19 protein-coding genes are annotated in these 19,176 nt (G+C 62.8%); 2 read left to right on the top strand and 17 right to left on the bottom strand.

The window, feature by feature from the left end:
- Nucleotides 1-25 precede the first annotated feature (25 nt).
- From fliI to OX460_RS10965, 5 genes are all read right to left on the bottom strand, one after another.
- A complete protein-coding gene (gene fliI / locus OX460_RS10985; RefSeq protein ID WP_233516143.1) occupies nucleotides 26-1,342 on the bottom strand; it encodes a flagellar protein export ATPase FliI in 1,317 nt (438 codons plus the stop codon).
- Nucleotides 1,343-1,431: 89 nt separating this feature from the next.
- Nucleotides 1,432-2,145, bottom strand: coding sequence for a flagellar assembly protein FliH (locus OX460_RS10980; protein WP_099666869.1), 714 nt, complete (start codon nucleotides 2,143-2,145; stop codon nucleotides 1,432-1,434).
- Between the two features lie 43 nt (nucleotides 2,146-2,188).
- Nucleotides 2,189-3,187 carry a flagellar motor switch protein FliG gene (gene fliG / locus OX460_RS10975; RefSeq protein WP_077407811.1) on the bottom strand — a complete coding sequence of 333 codons (999 nt, stop codon included), beginning with the start codon at nucleotides 3,185-3,187 and terminating at the stop codon, nucleotides 2,189-2,191.
- Nucleotides 3,180-4,895 carry a flagellar basal-body MS-ring/collar protein FliF gene (gene fliF / locus OX460_RS10970; protein WP_251350721.1) on the bottom strand — a complete coding sequence of 572 codons (1,716 nt, stop codon included), beginning with the start codon at nucleotides 4,893-4,895 and terminating at the stop codon, nucleotides 3,180-3,182. Before fliF ends, fliG begins: the two co-directional genes overlap by 8 nt.
- A gap of 84 nt (nucleotides 4,896-4,979) precedes the next feature.
- Nucleotides 4,980-5,336: a hypothetical protein gene (locus OX460_RS10965; protein WP_253192922.1), complete on the bottom strand. Its 357-nt coding sequence runs from the start codon at nucleotides 5,334-5,336 to the stop codon at nucleotides 4,980-4,982.
- Between OX460_RS10965 and fliE the strand changes: the two genes are divergently transcribed.
- Nucleotides 5,233-5,535: a flagellar hook-basal body complex protein FliE gene (gene fliE, locus OX460_RS10960; RefSeq protein WP_230539976.1), complete on the top strand. Its 303-nt coding sequence runs from the start codon at nucleotides 5,233-5,235 to the stop codon at nucleotides 5,533-5,535. The two genes, OX460_RS10965 and fliE, sit on opposite strands and share 104 nt — an antisense overlap.
- A 72-nt stretch (nucleotides 5,536-5,607) precedes the next feature.
- Here fliE and OX460_RS10955 read toward each other — a convergent pair whose 3' ends face one another.
- The 12 genes from OX460_RS10955 to OX460_RS10900 all read right to left on the bottom strand — a co-directional run bounded on the left by OX460_RS10955 (nucleotide 5,608) and on the right by OX460_RS10900 (nucleotide 18,441).
- Nucleotides 5,608-6,354 carry a flagellar brake protein gene (locus tag OX460_RS10955; RefSeq protein ID WP_099666871.1) on the bottom strand — a complete coding sequence of 249 codons (747 nt, stop codon included), beginning with the start codon at nucleotides 6,352-6,354 and terminating at the stop codon, nucleotides 5,608-5,610.
- A gap of 25 nt (nucleotides 6,355-6,379) precedes the next feature.
- On the bottom strand, nucleotides 6,380-6,706 hold the full coding sequence (locus OX460_RS10950; protein ID WP_099666872.1) for an EscU/YscU/HrcU family type III secretion system export apparatus switch protein: 327 nt from the start codon (nucleotides 6,704-6,706) through the stop codon (nucleotides 6,380-6,382).
- Nucleotides 6,699-7,886 carry a flagellar hook-length control protein FliK gene (locus OX460_RS10945; RefSeq protein ID WP_289898649.1) on the bottom strand — a complete coding sequence of 396 codons (1,188 nt, stop codon included), beginning with the start codon at nucleotides 7,884-7,886 and terminating at the stop codon, nucleotides 6,699-6,701. Before OX460_RS10945 ends, OX460_RS10950 begins: the two co-directional genes overlap by 8 nt.
- Nucleotides 7,887-7,912: 26 nt before the next feature.
- On the bottom strand, nucleotides 7,913-8,239 hold the full coding sequence (locus tag OX460_RS10940; protein WP_099377935.1) for a flagellar protein FliT: 327 nt from the start codon (nucleotides 8,237-8,239) through the stop codon (nucleotides 7,913-7,915).
- Between the two features lie 3 nt (nucleotides 8,240-8,242).
- Nucleotides 8,243-8,689 (bottom strand): flagellar export chaperone FliS, encoded by a 447-nt coding sequence (gene fliS / locus OX460_RS10935; protein WP_077407797.1) that lies wholly within the window; start codon nucleotides 8,687-8,689, stop codon nucleotides 8,243-8,245.
- 22 nt (nucleotides 8,690-8,711) lie between these two features.
- Nucleotides 8,712-11,393 (bottom strand): flagellar filament capping protein FliD, encoded by a 2,682-nt coding sequence (gene fliD, locus OX460_RS10930; protein ID WP_289898648.1) that lies wholly within the window; start codon nucleotides 11,391-11,393, stop codon nucleotides 8,712-8,714.
- Between the two features lie 230 nt (nucleotides 11,394-11,623).
- Nucleotides 11,624-11,995: a flagellar protein FlaG gene (locus OX460_RS10925; RefSeq protein WP_099666874.1), complete on the bottom strand. Its 372-nt coding sequence runs from the start codon at nucleotides 11,993-11,995 to the stop codon at nucleotides 11,624-11,626.
- 84 nt (nucleotides 11,996-12,079) lie between these two features.
- Nucleotides 12,080-13,543 carry a flagellin gene (locus OX460_RS10920; protein ID WP_289898647.1) on the bottom strand — a complete coding sequence of 488 codons (1,464 nt, stop codon included), beginning with the start codon at nucleotides 13,541-13,543 and terminating at the stop codon, nucleotides 12,080-12,082.
- 340 nt (nucleotides 13,544-13,883) lie between these two features.
- Complete coding sequence (locus tag OX460_RS10915; RefSeq protein ID WP_077407790.1) at nucleotides 13,884-15,455, bottom strand: GGDEF domain-containing protein; 1,572 nt, start codon at nucleotides 15,453-15,455, stop codon at nucleotides 13,884-13,886.
- 201 nt (nucleotides 15,456-15,656) lie between these two features.
- Nucleotides 15,657-16,304 carry a response regulator transcription factor gene (locus OX460_RS10910; RefSeq protein WP_077407788.1) on the bottom strand — a complete coding sequence of 216 codons (648 nt, stop codon included), beginning with the start codon at nucleotides 16,302-16,304 and terminating at the stop codon, nucleotides 15,657-15,659.
- Between the two features lie 23 nt (nucleotides 16,305-16,327).
- On the bottom strand, nucleotides 16,328-17,836 hold the full coding sequence (locus OX460_RS10905; protein ID WP_289898646.1) for a PAS domain-containing sensor histidine kinase: 1,509 nt from the start codon (nucleotides 17,834-17,836) through the stop codon (nucleotides 16,328-16,330).
- A 17-nt stretch (nucleotides 17,837-17,853) separates the two neighbouring features.
- Nucleotides 17,854-18,441 (bottom strand): hypothetical protein, encoded by a 588-nt coding sequence (locus OX460_RS10900; RefSeq protein ID WP_289898645.1) that lies wholly within the window; start codon nucleotides 18,439-18,441, stop codon nucleotides 17,854-17,856.
- Between the two features lie 115 nt (nucleotides 18,442-18,556).
- Here OX460_RS10900 and greB point away from each other — a divergent pair, with 115 nt between their 5' ends.
- Nucleotides 18,557-19,123: a transcription elongation factor GreB gene (greB, locus tag OX460_RS10895; protein WP_289898644.1), complete on the top strand. Its 567-nt coding sequence runs from the start codon at nucleotides 18,557-18,559 to the stop codon at nucleotides 19,121-19,123.
- Nucleotides 19,124-19,176 lie beyond the last annotated feature (53 nt).

Raw genomic sequence — 19,176 nt, 5'->3', positions numbered from 1 at the left:
TATATTCCCGCTATGCAAGCCCTAATCAGTCGAATAGAGCGGTAAGTTGCCCCAAGCTCTCGTCCATGCTGACCCGCTCCGTGATTTGCTGTTGCAAAAACGCCTCGATCTTTTCATGCAGGGCGATGGCCTGGTCCAGTACGGGGTCGGTGCCGGCACTGTAGGCGCCCACGCTGATCAGGTCGCGGCTGCGTTCATAGCGCGAATACAGCTGTTTCAGCTTGCGCGCCTGCTGCTGGTGTTCATGCGTGGTAATCGAGTGGGCGGCGCGCGAAATCGATTGCTCGATGTCGATGGCGGGATAATGGCCCGCTTCGGCCAGGCGGCGGTTCAGCACGATATGGCCGTCGAGAATCGCGCGCGCCGAGTCGGCGATCGGGTCTTGCTGGTCGTCGCCCTCGGTCAGCACGGTGTAGAAGGCCGTGATCGAGCCGCCGCCTTCCTCGCCATTGCCGGCCCGCTCCACCAGCACGGGCAGCTTGGCGAAGACGGACGGCGGATAGCCCTTGGTGGCGGGCGGTTCGCCGATGGCCAGGGCGATTTCGCGCTGCGCCATGGCGTAGCGGGTCAGCGAATCCATGATCAGCAGCACGTTTTGCCCCTGGTCGCGGAAGTGTTCGGCAATCGCCGTCGCATACGCGGCCCCTTGCAGGCGCATCAGCGGCGGCGTGTCGGCCGGTGCGGCCACGACGACGGAGCGGGCCAGGCCTTCGGGTCCGAGGATCTGTTCGATGAATTCTTTTACTTCGCGTCCCCGTTCGCCGATCAGGCCGACGACGATCACATCCGCCTCCGTGTAGCGGGCCATCATGCCCAGCAGCACGCTCTTGCCCACGCCGGAACCGGCGAACAGGCCCATGCGCTGGCCGCGCCCCACGGTCAGCATGGCGTTGATCGAGCGCACGCCCACGTCGAGGGTATCGACGATGGGGGCGCGGCCCAGGGGATTGGCGGGGCGTACATTGATGGGGGCGCTGTCCGTCGTGTGCAGCGGGCCCAGCTGGTCGAGCGGGCGGCCCGCGCCGTCGAGCACGCGGCCCAGCAGTTGCGGACCCACGGGCAGGTGGCGCGCGCGGTCGCTGGGGCGGCGGCGCGGGTGCGCCACGCTGCCGGGACGGGGAATGGCCGGTTCGACGGAAAACACGCGCGTGCCGGGCACGATGCCCTCGACGTCGCTTTGCGGCATCAAAAACAGGCGTTCGCCTTCAAAACCGACCACTTCTGCCTCGACCCGGCCGCCATTCGGCAGCGGCACGGTGCAGGCGGCGCCGACGGCCAGGCGCAGGCCCACGGCTTCCATCACCAGGCCGGCCACGCGCGTGACGCGGCCTGAAATCTGCATCGGTTCGACAAAGCCGACCACGGCCGTACAGTCGCTCAGGTAGGCGCGCCAGCGCGCCGCATGGGCAGCAGGGCCTTTGACGGGCTCGCTCACGGCGCCAGCCAGTCCAGGTCTTTGCCCAGCGCATGCGTCAGGCGGTGCCAGCGGGTGGACGTCTGCGCATCGATCTGGTTGCTGGCTGTGTCGATCTTGCAACCGCCACGTTCCACGGACGGGTCTTCGATGACGCGCCAGCCGCCCTTGTCGAGCTCATCGCCGATGCCGTCGCGCACCACTTGCGCATCGTCCGGGTTGAGCATCAGCAAGGCTGGTTGTTGCAGTACAGGCAAGTATTCGATGGCTTCGCGCACCATCGGCAGCATCAGCTCGGGGCGCACGGGCAGGGCCGTCTTCAGCATGCCCTTGGCCAGCTGCAAGGCCAGTTCCATCACGTCATTGGCGATCAGCTCGTCGGCCTGGTGCACGGCCGTGCCGAAGTCGACGGCGATGGTTTGCAAATGCGCCAGTTCCACGGCGGACGCCGCCTTGCCTTCCGCATACGATTGCGCATGGCCATCGGCATGCCCGGCCGCATGGCCTTCCGCATAGCCGGCCGCGCGGCCTTCGTCGAAGGCCGTGGCGCGCGCTTCCTCGCGGATGGCGTCGAGTTCTTCCTGCGTCGGGTATTCCAGCGGCGGGGCCAGTTCTTCCTGGTGCAGCTCGCCGTAGGGATCGGCTTCCGGATCGATTTCGGGCTCGGGATCCGGTTCCAGCAGCTTGCGCGCCGCCACCACGCTGGGACGCTCGTCGCCAAACGAGGTCATTTCCCAGCGCTGGTAGGCGGTTTGCTGCTCTTTGGGAATTAAACTAGACAAACGAATCCTCGCCTTTTCCGCCTAAGACAATCTGCCCCTCGTCCGCCAGGCGGCGCACGATCTGCAGGATCTGTTTCTGCTGCGATTCCACCTCCGACAGGCGCACGGGGCCTTTCGACTCCAGGTCTTCGCGCATCATCTCGCCGGCGCGCTGCGACATGTTCTTGAAGATCTTGTCGCGCAGCTCTTGCGAGGCGCCTTTCAGGGCGATGATCAGCATTTCCGACTGCACTTCGCGCAGCAGCAGCTGGATGCCGCGGTCGTCGATATCGATCACGTTGTCGAACACGAACATTTCGTCCATGATCTTTTGCGCCATGTCATTGTCGTAATTCTTGATATTGTCCATGACGGAGCCTTCTTGCTCGCCGCTCATGAAGTTCAGGATCTCGGCCGCCGCGCGCACGCCGCCCAGCGACGATTTCTTGATGTTTTCGTTACCGGACAGCAGTTTCGTCAGCACGTCGTTGAGTTCGCGCAAGGCGGCCGGCTGCACGCCGTCCAGGGTGGCGATGCGCAAGACCACGTCGTTGCGCAGGCGGTCGGTAAAGTGGCCGAGGATTTCGCAGGCCTGGTCGCGTTCCAGGTGGACGAGGATGGTGGCGATGATCTGCGGGTGCTCGTTGCGGATCAGCTCGGACACGGATTGCGAATCCATCCACTTCAGCGATTCGATGCCGGACGCATCCTTGCCGCCCAGGATGCGCGACAGCAGCACGGATGCCTTGTCGTCGCCCAGCGCCTTGGTCAGCACCTGGCGGATGTATTCGTCCGAATCGAGGCCGACGGTGGAATTGAGTTCCGTCTGTGCGCGGAAGTCGTCGAGCACCTCGACCACCTGGTCGTGCGCGATGCCCTTCATTGTGGCCATGGCGGCGCCCAGTTTCAGCACTTCGCGCGGCCCGAGGAATTTCATGACCTCGGCCGCTTCGCTCTCGCCCAGTGCCAGCATCAGGATCGATGCTTTTTGCAGTCCCGTTGTCTCAGTCATTATTGCCTATCCATGCTTTGATTACGTTGGCCACGACGCGCGGGTCTTCCTGCGCCAGTTTCCGGGCCATCGCCAGGTTTTCGCGATAACCGCGGGCCGTATCTTCTTCCAGTTCTTCCAGCTCCGCTTCGCTGAGCAGGACTTCGTTTTCTTCGCCGTCCTTGCTCAGTTCCGGCTCGATGACGGGCGGCGGGGCGCCGAAATCGTCGATCTTGCGCATGACCGGGCGCAGCATCGGGCGCACGATCTTGATGAAGATATACAGCAGGATCAGGGCCGTGATGAGGAATTTCGCCAGTTCCTTGGCCAGCGGCAAGTTGGCCGGGTCGCGCCACCACTCCAGCTTGCCTTCCGGCGCGCGGTCGATGCCGTCGAAGGGCGAGTTGGCCACGCTGAAGCTGTCGCCGCGCTCCTTGTTGTAGCCCATCGCTTCCTTGACCAGGTTATTGATCTGGATCATTTCTGCTGGGGAAATCGGCTTGACCGTGACCTTGCCATCCTTGTCGAAGCTGCGGCGGTAGTTGACGACGACGGCCACCGACAGGCGGCGCAGGCCGCCCATGGATTTCTGTTCGTAGCGCACGGTCTTGTCGACTTCATAATTCGTCGTCGATTCCTTCTGTGTCGGCGCCGTCGGCGCGCCGCCCGGGGCGCCCGGCGCCTCGGCCGTCAATGGCGCCGTGGCCACGCCTGGCGGCTGGTTCGACAGCGCGCCCGGCACGCCGGACGGGTTGGCATTGCCGGCGCCCGTCGATTCGCTCGTCTGCTGGCTGCGGATGGTGGACGCTTCCGGCGGGGAATTCGGCTTGTAGGTTTCGGCTGCCTGCTCGCTTTGCGAAAAATCAACATCGGCCGTCGCTTCGGCGCGCACATTGCCTTCGCCGACGATGGGCAGCAGGATCGACTCGACCTGCTTGATCACGCTTTGCTGCAATTGCTGCACGTACTTCAGCTGGTTCGGGTCCAGGCTCTTGATGCCGTTGGCACGGTCCTTGTCCTTTTCCTGGTTCGACAGCAGGGTGCCGGCCTGGTCCACCACGGTGACATTGATTGGCAGCAATTCCGGTACGCTGGACGCCACCAGGTGCACGATGGCGCTCACCTGCAGCTGGTCCAGGCCGCGGCCCGGGTGCAGGTTCAGCAGCACGGAAGCCGTCGGTTTTTGCTGTTCGCGCACGAAGACGGATGGTTTGGGCAGGGCCAGGTGGACGCGCGCCGTGTCGACGGCGGACACCGATTCGATCGATTTCGCCAGTTCGCCTTCCAGTGCGCGCTGGAAATTGACCTGTTCCAGGAATTGCGAGACGCCCAGCTTCTGGTTTTCCATCAGCTCGAAACCCACGTTGCCGCCCTTCGGCAAGCCTTGCGCGGCCAGTTTCAGGCGCGCGTCGTGGACTTGCTCGGATGGCACGAGAATGGCGCCGCCGCCTTCGGAAAACTTGTGCTTGATGCCCAGCTGGTCCAGCGATGCGGTGATGGCGCCGCCGTCGCGGTCCGTGTAGTTGGAAAACAGGACCTTGTATTCGGGCGGCTGGTTCCACATGTACAGGGCCACGCCGATGGCGACCAGTGCCGCCACGCCCAGGCCGCGCAGGAAATTCTTGCCCATCGGCGTCTTGGCGAACGCTTGTACGGACTCCACGGGCGAGCGGGCAGGCGCCGGTTCCGGCGGTATGCGGTTCACATCGATTTCTTCGGCTACAGCCATGATTGCCTTCCAGGGCGGTGTATTTACGTGTATTGGGTGGTGCGTGGGGGCCGCTTCCTCGGGAGGATTGGGCGATATGCAGAATTATCCGCCACTGTCACGTGCTTCAATCGTCCAAATAGAAGGCGCTTTTGCCGCCTGCTCGGCCGAGCGGCTGGCGTTGGCGCTGGTATTGTGGAACCCTGGCAACATGTGACGGAAGTTATTGTACCCGTCGTTGCCTTGCAAGCCAGGGTTTTGTTCTCTGGGTGCAACAGGCATGGAACAGTTACGAAGCACACCAGAATCGGGAGGCAAAGTGAAAACAGGCGGTATCGATAGCAGCAGGATCGAGGCGATGATCGCGCAACTGAAGTCGGCGGCCACGCGGCCGGAGGCGAAAATACCGGCGATCCAGACCGAGATGCCGGCGGCGAAGGTGAATTTCGCCGATGCCTTCAAGAGCGCGCTCGACTCCGTGAGCGGCGCGCAAAAAGCCTCGTCCGCGCTGGGCCAGCGCTTTACCATGGGCGATGAAAAGGTCAGCCTGTCGGACGTGATGGTGTCGATGCAAAAGTCGAGCATCGAATTCCAGGCGACGGTGCAGGTGCGGAATAAATTAGTTTCTGCATATCATGAAATCATGAATATGCAAGTTTGATTTTTAGCTACCCCAACGGCAGATTCCGGGGTCAGACCCGCCGGGTCTGACCCCAGCTTTCGTTTTGGGTTATCAGCCCAGCCCAGCCATGCGCGCATTCCGTTCTCGTTCGAGGCGCGTGATATAGCGCTGCACGTGTGCCAGCATGCTGCGCGGCAGGTCGACGAATTGGCAGCCGAGTCGGCGGTTCAGCTTATTGTTTAGCAAGGTCATGTCCAGCGAGTTGCGAATTTGCAAGGTCGCGGTGACGATGCCGACGTCGGGCAAGTCGATGCGGCAGCCGGGATAGTCCCTGCCGATGGTTTCGCCCAGCATCAGTTTATTGTCGAGGATAGCGATGCCGCCGCAGCTGATGTCGGCCAGCGGGAACAGGGTGTCGGCGCCGCCCAGCGAGGGCGGCAGGGGAATCGCCACGCGCACGGGATTGCTCACGGGCGTAGTCATGCGGTAATACTCGCGCCGCTGCAAACGGATCAGTGTTTCTGGAATGGCAATTTTCAAGGCGGGCGTGCCGCCGTAATTGCACTCTTCCACCAGGGCGCTGGCAAACAGGATGCGGATCTTGTCGAGCGAGGTTTCAAACGAAATGCCCTTGGCGGCCACCATGCGCCGGTTCTGGTCGGCGTTCACGGAACGGTCGAGGATGACGCTATCGTGGTCGGCATCGACTTCCAGGATGGACGTGACGCACACATCGGATTCACCGTGGATCAGCATGCGGATCAGCTGGTTCTTTTCGCCTATGCTGCGCAGCAAGGCGATGATTTCCCGCCGCGATTCCACTTCAAAATCATGCCAGTTTTCGAGGCCGGAATCCATAATATGTGCTTGCATTGATGCCTGTCTATGTATCGGTGAGGTTGATGCTGGTGTCGGGCGGCGGCGGGATGGGCCCGCCATTCGCAGATTCAATATGATATAACCAGGCCAGCAGTTCCGCAATCGCCCGATACAGGCCGGGCGGAATCTGGCGGTCCAGGTCGACATCCATCAACAACGCCACCAATTCCTTCGATTCATGCACGAAGACGCCGTGTTCGCGCGCCGTGCTGATGATCTGGTCCGCGATCAGGCCGCTGCCCTTGGCCACCACCTTGGGTGCGGGCGCGCCGCTCTGGTAGGCCAGCGCGACGGCCGTCTGCGGCACCTTGCGCTTGGTGTCGTCAAGCATCGTCCGCTTCCGTTGGCCCGGCGGCGTCCGGCTTGCCGGCGATCGTCAGCGACGTCAATGGCCAGCCGGCCGCGGCTAGCGACGCTTCCAGCGCCGCCGCATGCTGGCGCAAGGTGTCGGCGCTGCCTTCGCTGCCCGCTTGCAGCTGGATGGCCACGCGGCCGCCCTGCAAGACCACGTGCGCGGCCAGGTCGCCCAGCAGGGGAAACTGGAAGCGCACGTTGCTGCGCCAGGCCGTCGCTTCCTCGTCGCCGTCGCGCCCATCGTGCTGCTGTCCTTCCGGCGCATCCTTGCTGATATCCCACTGCATCTTCTGGCCGGGCCACGCTTCGCCCTGCCATTGCACGCGCGCCTGTTCGTGCGTATGCAGCTGCAAATTGATCAGTTGCGCCGAGGCAAGGTCGGTCCCCGTCCTGGCCGCCTCGCCTTGCGGGGCTTTCTGCATCTGCGGCTCCAGCAGCAGCGACGCCAGCGGCCGCTTGCCTTCGGCCCATTCGGCCACATGCGATTCATAGAACAGGCCGCTGCTGCCCACCGCCTCCTGCAGTTTTTGCGCCACTTGGGCCGGAGCTGCGCCCGGCGTCGTCATCAGCGGCGTCTTGCCGACCAGGGACAGGGGCGCGCCGGGCACGCTTTCCGCCTGGCTGAGCACAGTGCTGATGGCGCGCGCGGTGGTGCTCAGCTCGGGCGCGGGCGTGTCGCCCGCCAGGGCGGGCAACAGATTGGCCGGCGTCAGGGGCGCGCGGCTGAGCAGGGTGGCGGCCGTGCTGCTGGCGCGCATGCCCGCCTGGGCGGCGCCGGGCTGGGGGCCGCGCGTTTCAGCGGCGTCCGGTTCGGCTTCCGCGTCCGCATACGTCAGCAGGGCGCTGGCGGGCTGGTCGCGGTTATTGTCGATTTGAAAAGAGGGGCGGGGATTGATGCCGATCAAGGTCAGCGGGATTTCCGTGCCAGGCTGGGCGCCGGCGGGCAGCTGCATGCGGGCCGGCGTACCGGCCACGCGCACGAGAAAGCTGCCGTCGCCCATGCGGGCCAGCACCTGTCCCTGCATGGATTTGCCGATGAGTCCCTGCAGCGAGCGCTGGAACTCGGCCTGGCGCGGGTCGGCGACGGCGTCGGCCACCCGCGTGGCCTTGACCGGGGTCAGGGGCGTCATGCCGATCGCATCCATCTTCGGCAACATGATAGCGGACCTTGCCCCGTGGGCGCTTACGCGCCGTAGGCGTTTGCCAGGCGCCGCTCGGTGCCGGTGCTGCTGATCAGCTTGGACAATTGCGCCATCCACGGCATGGTGAGGTCGCGGATCTTGCGGTCGTCTTCCAGGATCTGCTTGATCAGGGCGACCTTGCGCTGGCGGCCAGCGCTTTCCAGCACGACTTTTTCTTCATTCGCCTTCAGCGCGGCCACATGCGTGCTGATACGCTGTTCCAGCGCTTCGAGCGCATCCCAGTCGGCGTTGGTGGCGGCGGTCACCATCTGGCCCGTCAGGGTCTGCATGGCTTCGTAGGTGGTCAGGACTTCTTGATTCGTCATCATGGGTCAGGCGCTCGCAAGGCTGGGCATACGTTTCAGATCGGCGCCAGGCATGGCGGCGGGGGTGGCGCCGATGGCGTTCCAGGTTTCGCGCAAGTCGGTGAGCAAGCGCTGCACTTCTTCCAGCAGGGTAATATCGTTGTGCAGGTTGGCCGTCAGCAGGCGCGCACTCATGTATTCATACAGGGCGTCGAGGCCTTCGGCGATCTGGCCGCCCGCTTCCTTGTCCAGGCTGGCGCGCAAGCCATTGTCGATGATCTGGATGGCTTTCGAGATGGACTTGCCTTTCTCCGGCACATTGCCCGATTTCATGTGCATCTGCGCGCTGAGCACGGCCACCAGGGCGCCGTCGTACAGCATCACGATCAGCTTGTGCGGCGAGGCCGAAACGATGCCCGTTTCCAGACCGACCTTGGCATAGGCGTTGACGCCGCGTTGTTGGGTTCCAAACATGTAATTCTCCTGATGAATGGGCTTAACGGTTGGCGGCGATGGCGGCCAGCTGCTGGGTCAAATAGGTTTGCATGCCCTGCAATTTATTCAGGGACACATCCAGGCGCGAGTATTGCGCGCGGTAACGCGCTTCGATGTCGGTCAGCTTCTCGCTGAACTTGTCGCGCTGCGCCGCTATCGACTTCAGGGTTTCGTTGATGCCGCTCGTGCGTCCGGTGATCATGCCTTTTGTGCCGAGGAAGGACGTGGCCAGGTTGTTCAACTGATAGGCATAGCCTTGCGAGAAACTGACCGTGCCGCGCGAACCGGTGGTGCCGCCGGTCACTTCAATTTTCAAGCCTTCCGCTGGCGAACCGGGTGCGCCCGTCAGGCTCTGGCCGGAACCGACGACCGGTTGCCCTCCAAGGGTGCCGGCTACGTCCGCGCCCTTGACGGGCTTGGCGGTGCCAAACAGGGTCTCGATACCGGTCCCCTTGCCGTTACTCAAGGCCAGATTCGATACCGAGCCATAGCGGCTCGACACCAGGACCAGTTTGCCGGTGCCGTCAATCGAAGCGGAGACCGTTGAGCCAATGTCCGAGAAAGCCTTCACCCCGTTGATCGACGATTGTATCAGCGATGCCATCTGCGCTGGAGTATAGGTGCCCGCCGGTATCGACACCTGGGCCGTATTCTTGGCGGAGCTGGGATCCGTATCGTTGAGGGTGATATTCCAGGTAGTGTCGCTGGCAATCGTGGTGCTGGCTGCCAGCACGCCGTCGGACGTGAGCGAACCCTGGCTGGCCATGGTCGTGATGCTCAGATCATAGGTGCCGGGCTTCGTGGCGGCCGTCGAACTGGTGAAGGCGACGTTGCTGTCGCTGGCCTTGCCGATGGCTGAAAACAGACCGGCGATATCATTGAAATTTGTACTGATGGCTTTGTCAAGCTTGCTGGAATCCAAGGCCAGGCTGCCATCTTTTTGGAATGAAATACCCACCTGGCTCATATTGCTCATGCCGCTGCTCAAGCCGGTAATCGGTGCGCCCAGCTGCCGGCGCAACTGGCTTTGTATCGATTGAACGGTCGAATCTCCCAGCAAGATGCCTCCCGTCTTGGTTTCGGGATTGTAGGCTGTCATCTTGCCGATCGAAGTGTTCAGCTCGTTGTAGGCCTTGACGAAGGCGGTGATGCTGGTCTTGACCGTCGTTGTATCCTTGGCCACCGACAGGCTGGACGTGCCTATCTTGGTAATGCCCAAGGTGACGCCTTCGATGGCCGTATCGACGTTGTTCGAACTGCTGGTGATGGCGATGCCGTTGACGCTGAACATGGTGTTTTGCGCCGCGCTGTTCTGCTTGAGGTTTTGCGTGCCGCCCGCATCGTACGACAGCAAGTCGTTCAGGGCGCTGTCGGCGGGCTGGCCATCGCTGCCGCTGAGCGAAATCTTCATGGCCGAATTGGCGCCTGTCTTGGTCGAACTGAGCACCAGGTGATACGGTTTGTCCGTGCCATCGGAAACGATGCTGGCGGTGACGCCCAGGCCGGCGTTATTGATGGCGTCGCGTATGCCTTGCAAGCTGTTGTTGGTGGAATCGATCACCACCGAACCCGTCGCCTGCGTGCCATCCTGGGTAAAGTTCGTGTTCATGTAGCTGCCGCCCGTGCCCGCGGTCAGCCCTGCTGCGGCAGGATTGCTCCCCCCGACGACGATGGGACTGGCGTTGCCCGAGGCGAGGGTAATCGAACTGGCAATCGTTACGTTCGAGCCGTCATTGACCGAGTTCGATGCATGGCCGATGCCGCCCTTGACCGAACCCGTCACCACTTCCTCGATGTTGAGGTTGGAGCCGTCGGCGCGCGTAAATTTCAGGGTGCCGTCGGCGGCCTTGCCGGTGACGGTAATATTCGCGGCGGCCAGTGCATTCGAGACGGCATTCGGGCCTTCGAGCGTCGTGTCGAGCGACGCGGCCGTAATGCCGGCGCCTGCGGCGACGCCGTTACCCTGGGTCACGATCTCGATGCCGCCTATCGACAGCGAGTAGGTGCCGTCCGCGCCCGTTTCGATATTGCCGAAACCGTTGAACATGGTGGCGTTGCTGGCCGTCGGCTGGGCCGTGGCTGTCACACCCGTGGTGCTGCTCTTGGCGTTGATGGCGTCCGCCAGCGCGCGTGCGCTCTTGGTACTGGCGTCCGTCGGAATAGCCGTGCCATTGATGATCAGCGAGCCGTTGCTTACGCCCGTGAGCAGGGTGCTGCCGCTCAGTGTCGTGCCCGTTACGCCAAAGGTGCCGCCGGCGAGTGAGCCCAGCTGGAAGGAAATCGTGGTCTTGGCGCCGCTGCCGATGGTCGACAGTTTGCTGGCCATGCCGCCCGACGTCAGCGTCTGCGCCTGGGCTAGCTGGGAAACATTGATGTTATAGCTGCCGGCGACGGCCTTGGCGCCGGCACTGGCCGATAGCACCAGCGGATCGGACGGCGTGGCGCTGACGGCGCGGAAGTTGCTTGAGTTGGTGAGCGCTGATAACGAGCCCTGGAAAGTGCTGACGGCGCCGCTCAGCGTGCCCAGCGCGCTGAGCTTGGCCTGGTACGAGGCCGTTTTCTTGTCAAAGGTACCCAGCGGCGCGGCTTCGGCCGTCATCAGCTTGTCGATGATGGCATTCACATCCAGGCCGCTGGCGCCGGCGCCGATGCCTATGGATGAAAGGGTAGGTGTGATGGCCACTGAATACTCCTAGGAAAACGCTAATATAAGCTGTTATCGGCAGAATCAATCAGGACTTGAGAGGGGGATTTACCGTGCTGTTTTCAGCGGGAGCAAAAAAGCGGGGAAGAGATAGGAAAATATTGTACGAGTTGCAATAAAAAACGGGGCCGGATAGCCAGGCTACCGAACCCCGTGGTCATGCTGATGCCTGCTGCCGCGATGTCGCATGTTCGTGAGCCATGCCATCATCAGGCGCTTTGGCGGATCAGCGAACCCTTGGCCGAGTCAAAGGTCTTGGCCAATTCCAGCGCTTCCCGGGTGGGAATCTGGCGCAGTACTTCCTTGGTTTCCTGGTCGATGACCTTGACGACCGTGCGCTGGCTGTCTTCATCGATGGAAAATTCCAGGCCTTGCGTCTTCATCTGCGACGACTGGTTCAGCTCCGATACCGCCTTGTCGAGCTGCTCGCGGCTGGGTTCCTTGCTGGCTTGCTGTGGTGCAACCTTGTCGGTTTCCGTGGCGGCGCGTGGCGCTGCCGGGCGGGCCGGTGATGTGTCCGCAGACACATAACTCTTGTCTATCCTGGCCGCGGAGGCGGCCGCTATCGTGTCGATAGTCATGGTGCTCTCCTAGTGAAAATTCCCCGGCCGAAAAAATCCGGCAGGGGAATCAGAGTCCTACGCTGTTGCGATACTAATCAGGGATTAGCCACGCAGCAGGCTCAGGACGCCGTTTGGCAGCGAGTTTGCTTGTGCCAGCATGGCCGTACCAGCTTGTTGCAGGATCTGGCCGCGGGTCATGTTGGCCGTTTCCGATGCAAAGTCGGTATCGACGATGCGGCTGCGCGATGCGGACAGGTTTTCCGTGGTCGATTGCAGGTTGGAAATCGCCGACGAGAAGCGCGATTGCAAAGCACCGTACTGGGCGCGTTGGCCGTTCACCGTTGCCAGTGCTGCATCGGCAATTTTCAGTGCCAACTGGGCGCCGTCAAACGACGTCACGTCCAGCGAAGCCACCGATTTCAAGTCCGATGTCTTGTTCGTGGCTTTCAAGCCCGACGTGTCGGTGATGGCAAAGCTGCCCGGCGCATCGTAGGTAACGGTGCCGTTGGCGACGGCGACCGCGTTATTGGCTTTTGCGTCGAACGCGGAACCCGTCAAGGTTTTGTCGGCCTTGTAGGAGTCGATATTGAACACCGTGTTACCGGCAGCTGCCGTGTTTTTGATGGCAATGTCGGCGCCGTCAGCATGCGTCAGTTTCATGCTGCTGGTCGATGCATCGTATTCGGCAGTGATGCCGGTTTTCGACGTTTGCGCATTGATTGCATTGATGCCTGCCGCATAGTCCGAAGCCGACTGGCCTGCGCCCACCGAGAAGGAAATCTGCGCTTCCTTGCCGGTGGCCGTATTGTCGCCCACCAGGGTGAACGAGTACGCTTCGGTGGAGCCGAGTTTCAGGCTGGTGGCGGTTTTTGCCGTTGCCGTGACGCCCGTGTCGGCGCTAACCTTGTTGACGCTGGCGGCGATGGCTTGCGCGCTGTCGTTGGCTTTGGTGGTGACGGTGGAGGTGCCGCGTGCGCCGGCGACGACCACCGAACCTGCCGTTGCCGTTGCCGAGGTGGCGAGGACGGCGGTCGCATCATTTTCCACGCGGTTATTGCCGTAGGTGCTGGTCAGGAAGTTCGCGCCGCTGGCGGAAATCAGCTGATTGGCATCTGCGCCGACCTGGAAATTGGCCGTACCCATGGTGCCGTCCAGCAGCGCCTGGCCGTTGAACGAAGTCGTGGTGGCGATGCGGTTCAGTTCCGAACCCAGCTGGCCTACCTCGGTTTGCAGCGCCTGGCGGTCGCTGGCCGAGTTGGTGGCGTTCGACGATTGCACGGCCAGTTCGCGGATACGTTGCAGGATGTCGCCCGAGCTTGCCAACGCGCCTTCAGCCGTTTGGGCCAGCGAGACGCCGTCGTTTGCATTGCGGGTGGCTTGGGTCATGCCGCGGATTTGCGACGTCATGCGGTCGGAAATTGCCAGACCTGCGGCGTCATCCTTGGCGCTGTTGATGCGCATGCCGGAGGACAGGCGTTGCAGCGAGGTGCTCAGGGCCGACTGCGAGGTCGACAGGTTGCGTTGCGAATTCAGGGACGAGATGTTGGTATTAATTACTGCAGCCATGATAATTCTCCAAACAGGTACTACATTGCGCTATGTGCTAGTCACTTTGGCCTGCCCCGCTGTTCCGGGACAATCAAGCCGCTGTTGTTTAGGGTAACGGTTGCTCTGCGGGAAAATTTATGGCGAAAAGTGCTTTAAATTTTAATTTTTAGCCCTTCAGTTTGCCGCCGGCCGCGCGCTAGACGACATGATTTAAAGAAACTTGAGGGTAAAAATAGTTTTATTTTCATACCGCGCGGACGCCGGCGGAAGGCGGGAAGGCGATGAATGTTATTGTTCTTGCCATAAAAAATGCCGTCCGGCCGGGTGGCGGGACGGCATGGCGTGAAGCGGACCGGGCTTAGTCGGCCACCACCACGCGGTTCTTGCCCGTCTGCTTGGCCTGGTACATGGCGCGGTCGGCGCGCTTGACCAGCTCGGCCTGGTCTTCGTTGGGCAGGCGCAGGGCCACGCCGGCGGAAAAGGTGATCAAGACTTTTTCGTTGTCGTGCAGGAAGAAATGCCGGGTCAGCTCGCGCTGCAAGCGCGTCATCGTCGACGAGGCGGCTTCGACCGTGGTTTCCGGCAGCAGGATGAGGAATTCCTCGCCGCCGAAGCGGGCGATGACGTCCATCGAGCGCAGGGTTTCCTTGACGATCTTCACCAGGTGTTTCAAGGCGGCATCGCCGGCAAGGTGGCCGTAGGTGTCGTTCAGGCGCTTGAAATCGTCCAGGTCCAGCATGGCGATGCACAGCGGCGTGCCGCGGCGGTCGGAGCGGGCCGTCTCGCGTTCGAACACGTCGTCCAGGCCACGGCGGTTCAGGCTGCCCGTCAGCTGGTCTTCCCGCACCAGTTCGCTCATATGCTGGAGCTTGGCTTCCAGGGTGTGGATGCGCTGTTCCGCATCCTGCACTTCCTGGCGCGCCAGCACCATCTTGTCGCGTGCGCGCAAGGCTTCGTTCTGCACCATGCGTGTTTCGCGCAAGACTTCGTCGAGAACGCTGTTCAGTTCGCTGATATTTTCCGCCTGGCTGATCTTTTCCGAATAGCCGCCGATCTTTTCATGGAAGTCGCCCGTGCTGGCCGCCACTTGCCCCAGGCGGTCGATGAAGGTCATCATCATGTTCTTGACCGTCAGCTTGACGTCGGACAGGCTGTGCTTGAGCTGGCCTTGCTTGTAGATGACTTCCTTCAGGCTGCGCGTGGCGTCTTCCAGCGCGCGCTGGTCGAGCGGGCCGGCGATCAGGTTTTGCACGGCATCGACCTGGCCGCGCAGCCAGCTGTCGTCGTCGAGCAACTGGCTGACGTTGTCCAGCAGCAACTTGAACAGGCGCAGCAGCAATTCCTGCTGCTCGGCCGTGTCGCCGCTCTTCAGCTCGATCTGGTAGCACAGCTGTTTCAGGCGCAGCGCCGCTTCGTTCAGCGCTTCTTCCGTATGGGCCAGCTTGATGGCCGCGCCCAGCGATTCGGCCTCTTCCACCAGCGCGGGCGTGCCCGTCAGCAAGGTGGCGACGGCAAAGCCCAGGGTGCGGCTGAGCAACTCGCGCAGTGTGCGCGTCTGTTCGCCGTCCGGCAGGGGCGGCAATTCGATGCCGCCGCCTTTCTTCACCTGTTTTTCCGCCAGTTGCGCCAGGGTGCGCGCATAGCTGTCCCAGTCGCGCGCTTTCAGGGCGCGCTGGAAACGCCGGCCAAAGTCGCCCAGTTCGCCCGCCGATTCGCTCATCTTGGCGGCAAACTGCGTCAGGACGTTTTCCGCGCCGCTCTCCGTGGGTGCGCTGGCGGCCAGCACCGCGGCGGGCGCGCCGGGCGTCTCCGCCGGTTCGCTGATGCCGGCGATTTCATTGTAGATATCGCGGTAGGCGCTCGGCGTCGGGGCGATGCGGCGCGTGGCCAGGCGGCGAAACGCTTCGCGGGCGATATCGGCAGGGTTCATCGCCGCAGCGGCGGCGGTATTCGTGGCGCCGGCGGGAGCGCTTGCTGGTGAAGTTGGCAATTTACTGGACATGTAGGCACAGCCTTTTTAGATATTTCTAATTATCCTCATGATATGCGAGTTGGCAAAGAACTTATTGTGCGAGAAGCAAGGAGAAGTCCTGTCAATTCGCCCGATGCCAGCGGGCATGCCGCTTTGCCGTCAATCCACCAGCTGGTTGCGGATGGCGTAATGCGTCAGTTCGGCGCTGTTCTTGAGTTTCATCTTGACGAGCAGGCGGGCGCGGTATTCGCTGACGGTTTTCACGGACAATTTCAGCTCTTCGGCGATGGCGCCCACGGCCTTGCCCGAGGCGATCATGACCAGGGTCTGGTATTCGCGGTCCGACAAGGTGTCGTGCAAGGCCGTTTCGTGGTCGTCGCCCACCGTGTTGGCCAGTTCCTGCGCCAGCGAGGCGCTGATGTATTTCAAGCCTTGCGCCACCTGGCGGATGGCCGTGACCAGTTCGCGCGGCGCGCTCTGTTTCGTCAGGTAGCCGGCCGCGCCCGCCTTGAGCGAACGGATGGCGTACTGGTCCTCGCGGTGCATGGAGAGCATCAGCACGGCCAGTTCCGGCTTTTCCTTCTTGATCTGCTTGAGTACCTCGATGCCGCTGCGGTCGGGCAGGGAGATGTCGAGCAGCAACACCTGGCATTTCGAGCCGCGGAACAGCTTGATGGCGTCGTGGCCATTTTCGGCCTCGCCGGCCACGATGATGTCCTTCGTATCGGCGAGGATTTGCTTCAAGCCCTCGCGCACGATCGCGTGATCGTCGGCGATGAATACCCGGATGGTGGCTTTTTCTTTCATGACTGCGTTGTTTCCTATCTAATTCACCCACTGGCCGCTTCTGGTGGCGGCCCGCTGTGCGCGGGCGCACTGGCTGCAGCCGCTATTATCGCCTCTCGCGGCGTGGTCAGCCGGATTTTTATGCTGAGGATGGTGCCGCCGTCCGGCCCGTCCATCAGGCTCAGGGTGCCGCCCAGCGCGCTGGCCCGTTCGGCCATGCCGCGGATGCCGAACGATTGCGGCTTGGCGCGGTCGGACAGGCGCATGCCGACGCCATTGTCGGCGATGGTCAGTCGCAGATGCTGGCGCTGCCGGGCCAGGCGCACGCTGACCTTGCTCGCCTGCGCATGCTTGGCGATATTCGTCAGCGCTTCCTGGGCGATGCGGAACAGGCTGGTAGCCTGGTCCAGCTCCAGTTCGATGTGCTGGCGGTTCGAAATGAACTGGCATTCGATGCCGGCCTGGCGCGCGAATTCCTTCACTTGCCAGTCCAGCGCGGCGACCAGGCCCAGATCCAGCATGGAGGGGCGCAAGTCCAGCGAAATGCGGTGCACGGCGTCGATGCTGCGGTCGACCAGGGCATCGACATAGTCGGCCTTTTCCTGCAGTTGCCGGTCGTCCGGCGGCAGGCGGCGCGCCAGCATGGCCAGCGCCATCTTGATCGCCGTCAAATTGCCGCCCAGGTCATCGTGCAATTCGCGCGCCAGGCGCGTGCGTTCGTGTTCCTTGACCTTGTCGATATGCGCCGTCAGCTCGGCCAGGCGGGCGCGCGACTGGCGCACTTCGCTCTGTTCCAGCCGGCTTTCCGTGATGTTCGTCATGATGCCTTCCCACTGCACCGTGCCATCGGCCAGCGCGCGCGGCGTGGAGCGCAGGTTGATCCATTTGACATCTTTCCAGGCATCGATCCAGATGCGACCTTCCCAGTTCCAGCTCCACAAGGCGTTTTTCGACGCTTGCATCGATTCCAGATACGAGGCGCGGTCGTCGGCGAGGATCAACTGGTAAAACAGTTCCGGGCGCGCGTGCAGCTGTGCCGGCCCCAGGCCCAGCAGGGCCTGGCAGCCATCGCTCAGGTAGGGGAAGGCGGCGCGCCCATCCGCATGCAGGCAGAACTGGTACACGAGACCCGGCGTATTCGAGACGATGGCGTTGAAGCGCGACTGCACCTGCGCCAGGGCGGCGGCCGTCGCCTGCGGCGTGCGCAAGTCTTCGCCCTCGGCCAGCAGCAGGGCGCGTCCATGGCGGCTGGCGCGCGACAGGTGCAGGCTGAGCGAATACAGGCTGCCGTCGCGGCGGCGCTGCTGCACGTGCAGCAGGGCTTGTGCACCGATGCTGTCGTCCAGGGTCGCCAGCACGGCGGCCAGTTGCTGCGCGTCGAGCTGCGGCGCCAGGGTGAAGGGTGTCATCGCCAGCAATTCCTTGCGCGCATACTGCAAGTTGTCACAGGCGGCATCGTTGGCGTCCAGCAATTGCAAGCTGGCCGCGTCGTACAGGTAGATTTCCGGCGGCGCCGCGCGCATGGCGGGGGCCAGGCGGGGAGTGTCGTGCATGGAATGGCCTTTCTTCATCAGCGGCGGGCGCGCCAGAAGGCGGCGAAGCGGCGCAGCACCCTGGCCGGGCGCGAATTATGGCGTCCTGGCGTACCCTTGCGCAAGCGTTGCCACCAGGCACGGCGGGCGCGGCCCAGCGCGGCCGACAGGCGGCTGACGCGGCGCCAGGGGCGCGTGGCGCGCAGGCGGGCGATCCAGCGGTCCTTGGTTTCCATGAACAGGCCATGCCAGCGGGCAAACCATGGCAAACTGAGCAGGGTGGGACGCGTCAGGCTGTACAGGCGCGCCACGGCGGCCGCGCCGCCCAGCTTGGCGATGACGATCACGCCGATGCCGGAAAAGGCATGGCCGCGCGCGATGGCCAGCAGGGCCAGCAGCTTGACGGGGAACAGCAGTACGGCCGGCAGCACGAAGATGGCCAGCGCCCAGTACGGCGGCAGGCGCTTGATCCACGCTTCCAGCGCATGCAGGGGCGGAAATTGCGCGATCACCTGCATGAGGCGTGCCCCGGTCGCCCACAGCCATTCCTCGATCAGCAGGAAGATGGCGGCCAGGTAGACCAGCGGCGCGAACAGCCAGCGCCTGACTCTGTAGAATTTTTTCATCCGTCTCCGTGTGCGGCGCAGGTTTGCCGCGATTGCCACGATGATACGTCAAAAAAGCCCGTTTGCCCCCGCATCCCGTGTGCCCGTGGCTCCCTGGCGGGGCTACAATAGACAGATGAATAAAGCCTTTGTAAAAGAATCCGACAACGACGACGATGAAGAGGCGGCCGCGCTGGCGCTGGCCATTCCCGCCGGCGCCAAGAACTACATCACGCCGGCCGGTTACCAGCGCATCAAGGATGAGCTGCTGCAGCTGATCGACGTCGACCGTCCGGAAGTGGTGCGCATCGTGCATTGGGCGGCGTCGAATGGCGACCGTTCGGAAAATGGCGACTATATCTACGGCAAGCGGCGCCTGCGCGAAATCGACCGCCGCATCCGCTTCCTGACGAAACGCATGGACCTGGCCGCCATCGTCGACCCCAGCGTGCACCATGGCAACGACCAGGTGTTTTTCGGCGCCACGGTCACCTACCGCACGAGCGACGGCGAAACGCACACCATCACCATCGTCGGCATCGATGAATTCGACCCCCTGAACGGCAAGATCAGCTGGGTCTCGCCCATGGCCCGCACCATCACCAAGGCGCGCGAAGGCGACGTGATCACCCTCAACACGCCGCTGGGCGAGCAGGAACTGGAATTGCTGGAAGTGACGTATCCGGCGCCGGGGGAGACTTGAACTGATGTGCACCACATGAAAAAACGGCTGGGCAGAGAATCTGGCCAGCCGTT

The organism is Janthinobacterium sp. SUN033 (assembly GCF_030397595.1).
Classification (GTDB): domain Bacteria; phylum Pseudomonadota; class Gammaproteobacteria; order Burkholderiales; family Burkholderiaceae_D; genus Janthinobacterium; species Janthinobacterium kumbetense.
This window is presented reverse-complemented; position numbering and strand designations above follow the sequence as displayed.

Coding starts and splice junctions, on each gene's coding strand:
- fliI (WP_233516143.1), bottom strand. CDS start 1,342: ATGCAGATTTCAGGCCGCGTCACGCGCGTGGCCGGCCTGGTGATGGAA.
- OX460_RS10980 (WP_099666869.1), bottom strand. CDS start 2,145: ATGACCTCGTTTGGCGACGAGCGTCCCAGCGTGGTGGCGGCGCGCAAG.
- fliG (WP_077407811.1), bottom strand. CDS start 3,187: ATGACTGAGACAACGGGACTGCAAAAAGCATCGATCCTGATGCTGGCA.
- fliF (WP_251350721.1), bottom strand. CDS start 4,895: ATGGCTGTAGCCGAAGAAATCGATGTGAACCGCATACCGCCGGAACCG.
- fliE (WP_230539976.1), top strand. CDS start 5,233: ATGATCGCGCAACTGAAGTCGGCGGCCACGCGGCCGGAGGCGAAAATA.
- OX460_RS10955 (WP_099666871.1), bottom strand. CDS start 6,354: ATGGATTCCGGCCTCGAAAACTGGCATGATTTTGAAGTGGAATCGCGG.
- OX460_RS10950 (WP_099666872.1), bottom strand. CDS start 6,706: ATGCTTGACGACACCAAGCGCAAGGTGCCGCAGACGGCCGTCGCGCTG.
- OX460_RS10945 (WP_289898649.1), bottom strand. CDS start 7,886: ATGTTGCCGAAGATGGATGCGATCGGCATGACGCCCCTGACCCCGGTC.
- OX460_RS10940 (WP_099377935.1), bottom strand. CDS start 8,239: ATGATGACGAATCAAGAAGTCCTGACCACCTACGAAGCCATGCAGACC.
- fliS (WP_077407797.1), bottom strand. CDS start 8,689: ATGTTTGGAACCCAACAACGCGGCGTCAACGCCTATGCCAAGGTCGGT.
- OX460_RS10925 (WP_099666874.1), bottom strand. CDS start 11,995: ATGACTATCGACACGATAGCGGCCGCCTCCGCGGCCAGGATAGACAAG.
- OX460_RS10920 (WP_289898647.1), bottom strand. CDS start 13,543: ATGGCTGCAGTAATTAATACCAACATCTCGTCCCTGAATTCGCAACGC.
- OX460_RS10915 (WP_077407790.1), bottom strand. CDS start 15,455: ATGAACCCTGCCGATATCGCCCGCGAAGCGTTTCGCCGCCTGGCCACG.
- OX460_RS10910 (WP_077407788.1), bottom strand. CDS start 16,304: ATGAAAGAAAAAGCCACCATCCGGGTATTCATCGCCGACGATCACGCG.
- OX460_RS10905 (WP_289898646.1), bottom strand. CDS start 17,836: ATGCACGACACTCCCCGCCTGGCCCCCGCCATGCGCGCGGCGCCGCCG.
- OX460_RS10900 (WP_289898645.1), bottom strand. CDS start 18,441: ATGAAAAAATTCTACAGAGTCAGGCGCTGGCTGTTCGCGCCGCTGGTC.
- greB (WP_289898644.1), top strand. CDS start 18,557: ATGAATAAAGCCTTTGTAAAAGAATCCGACAACGACGACGATGAAGAG.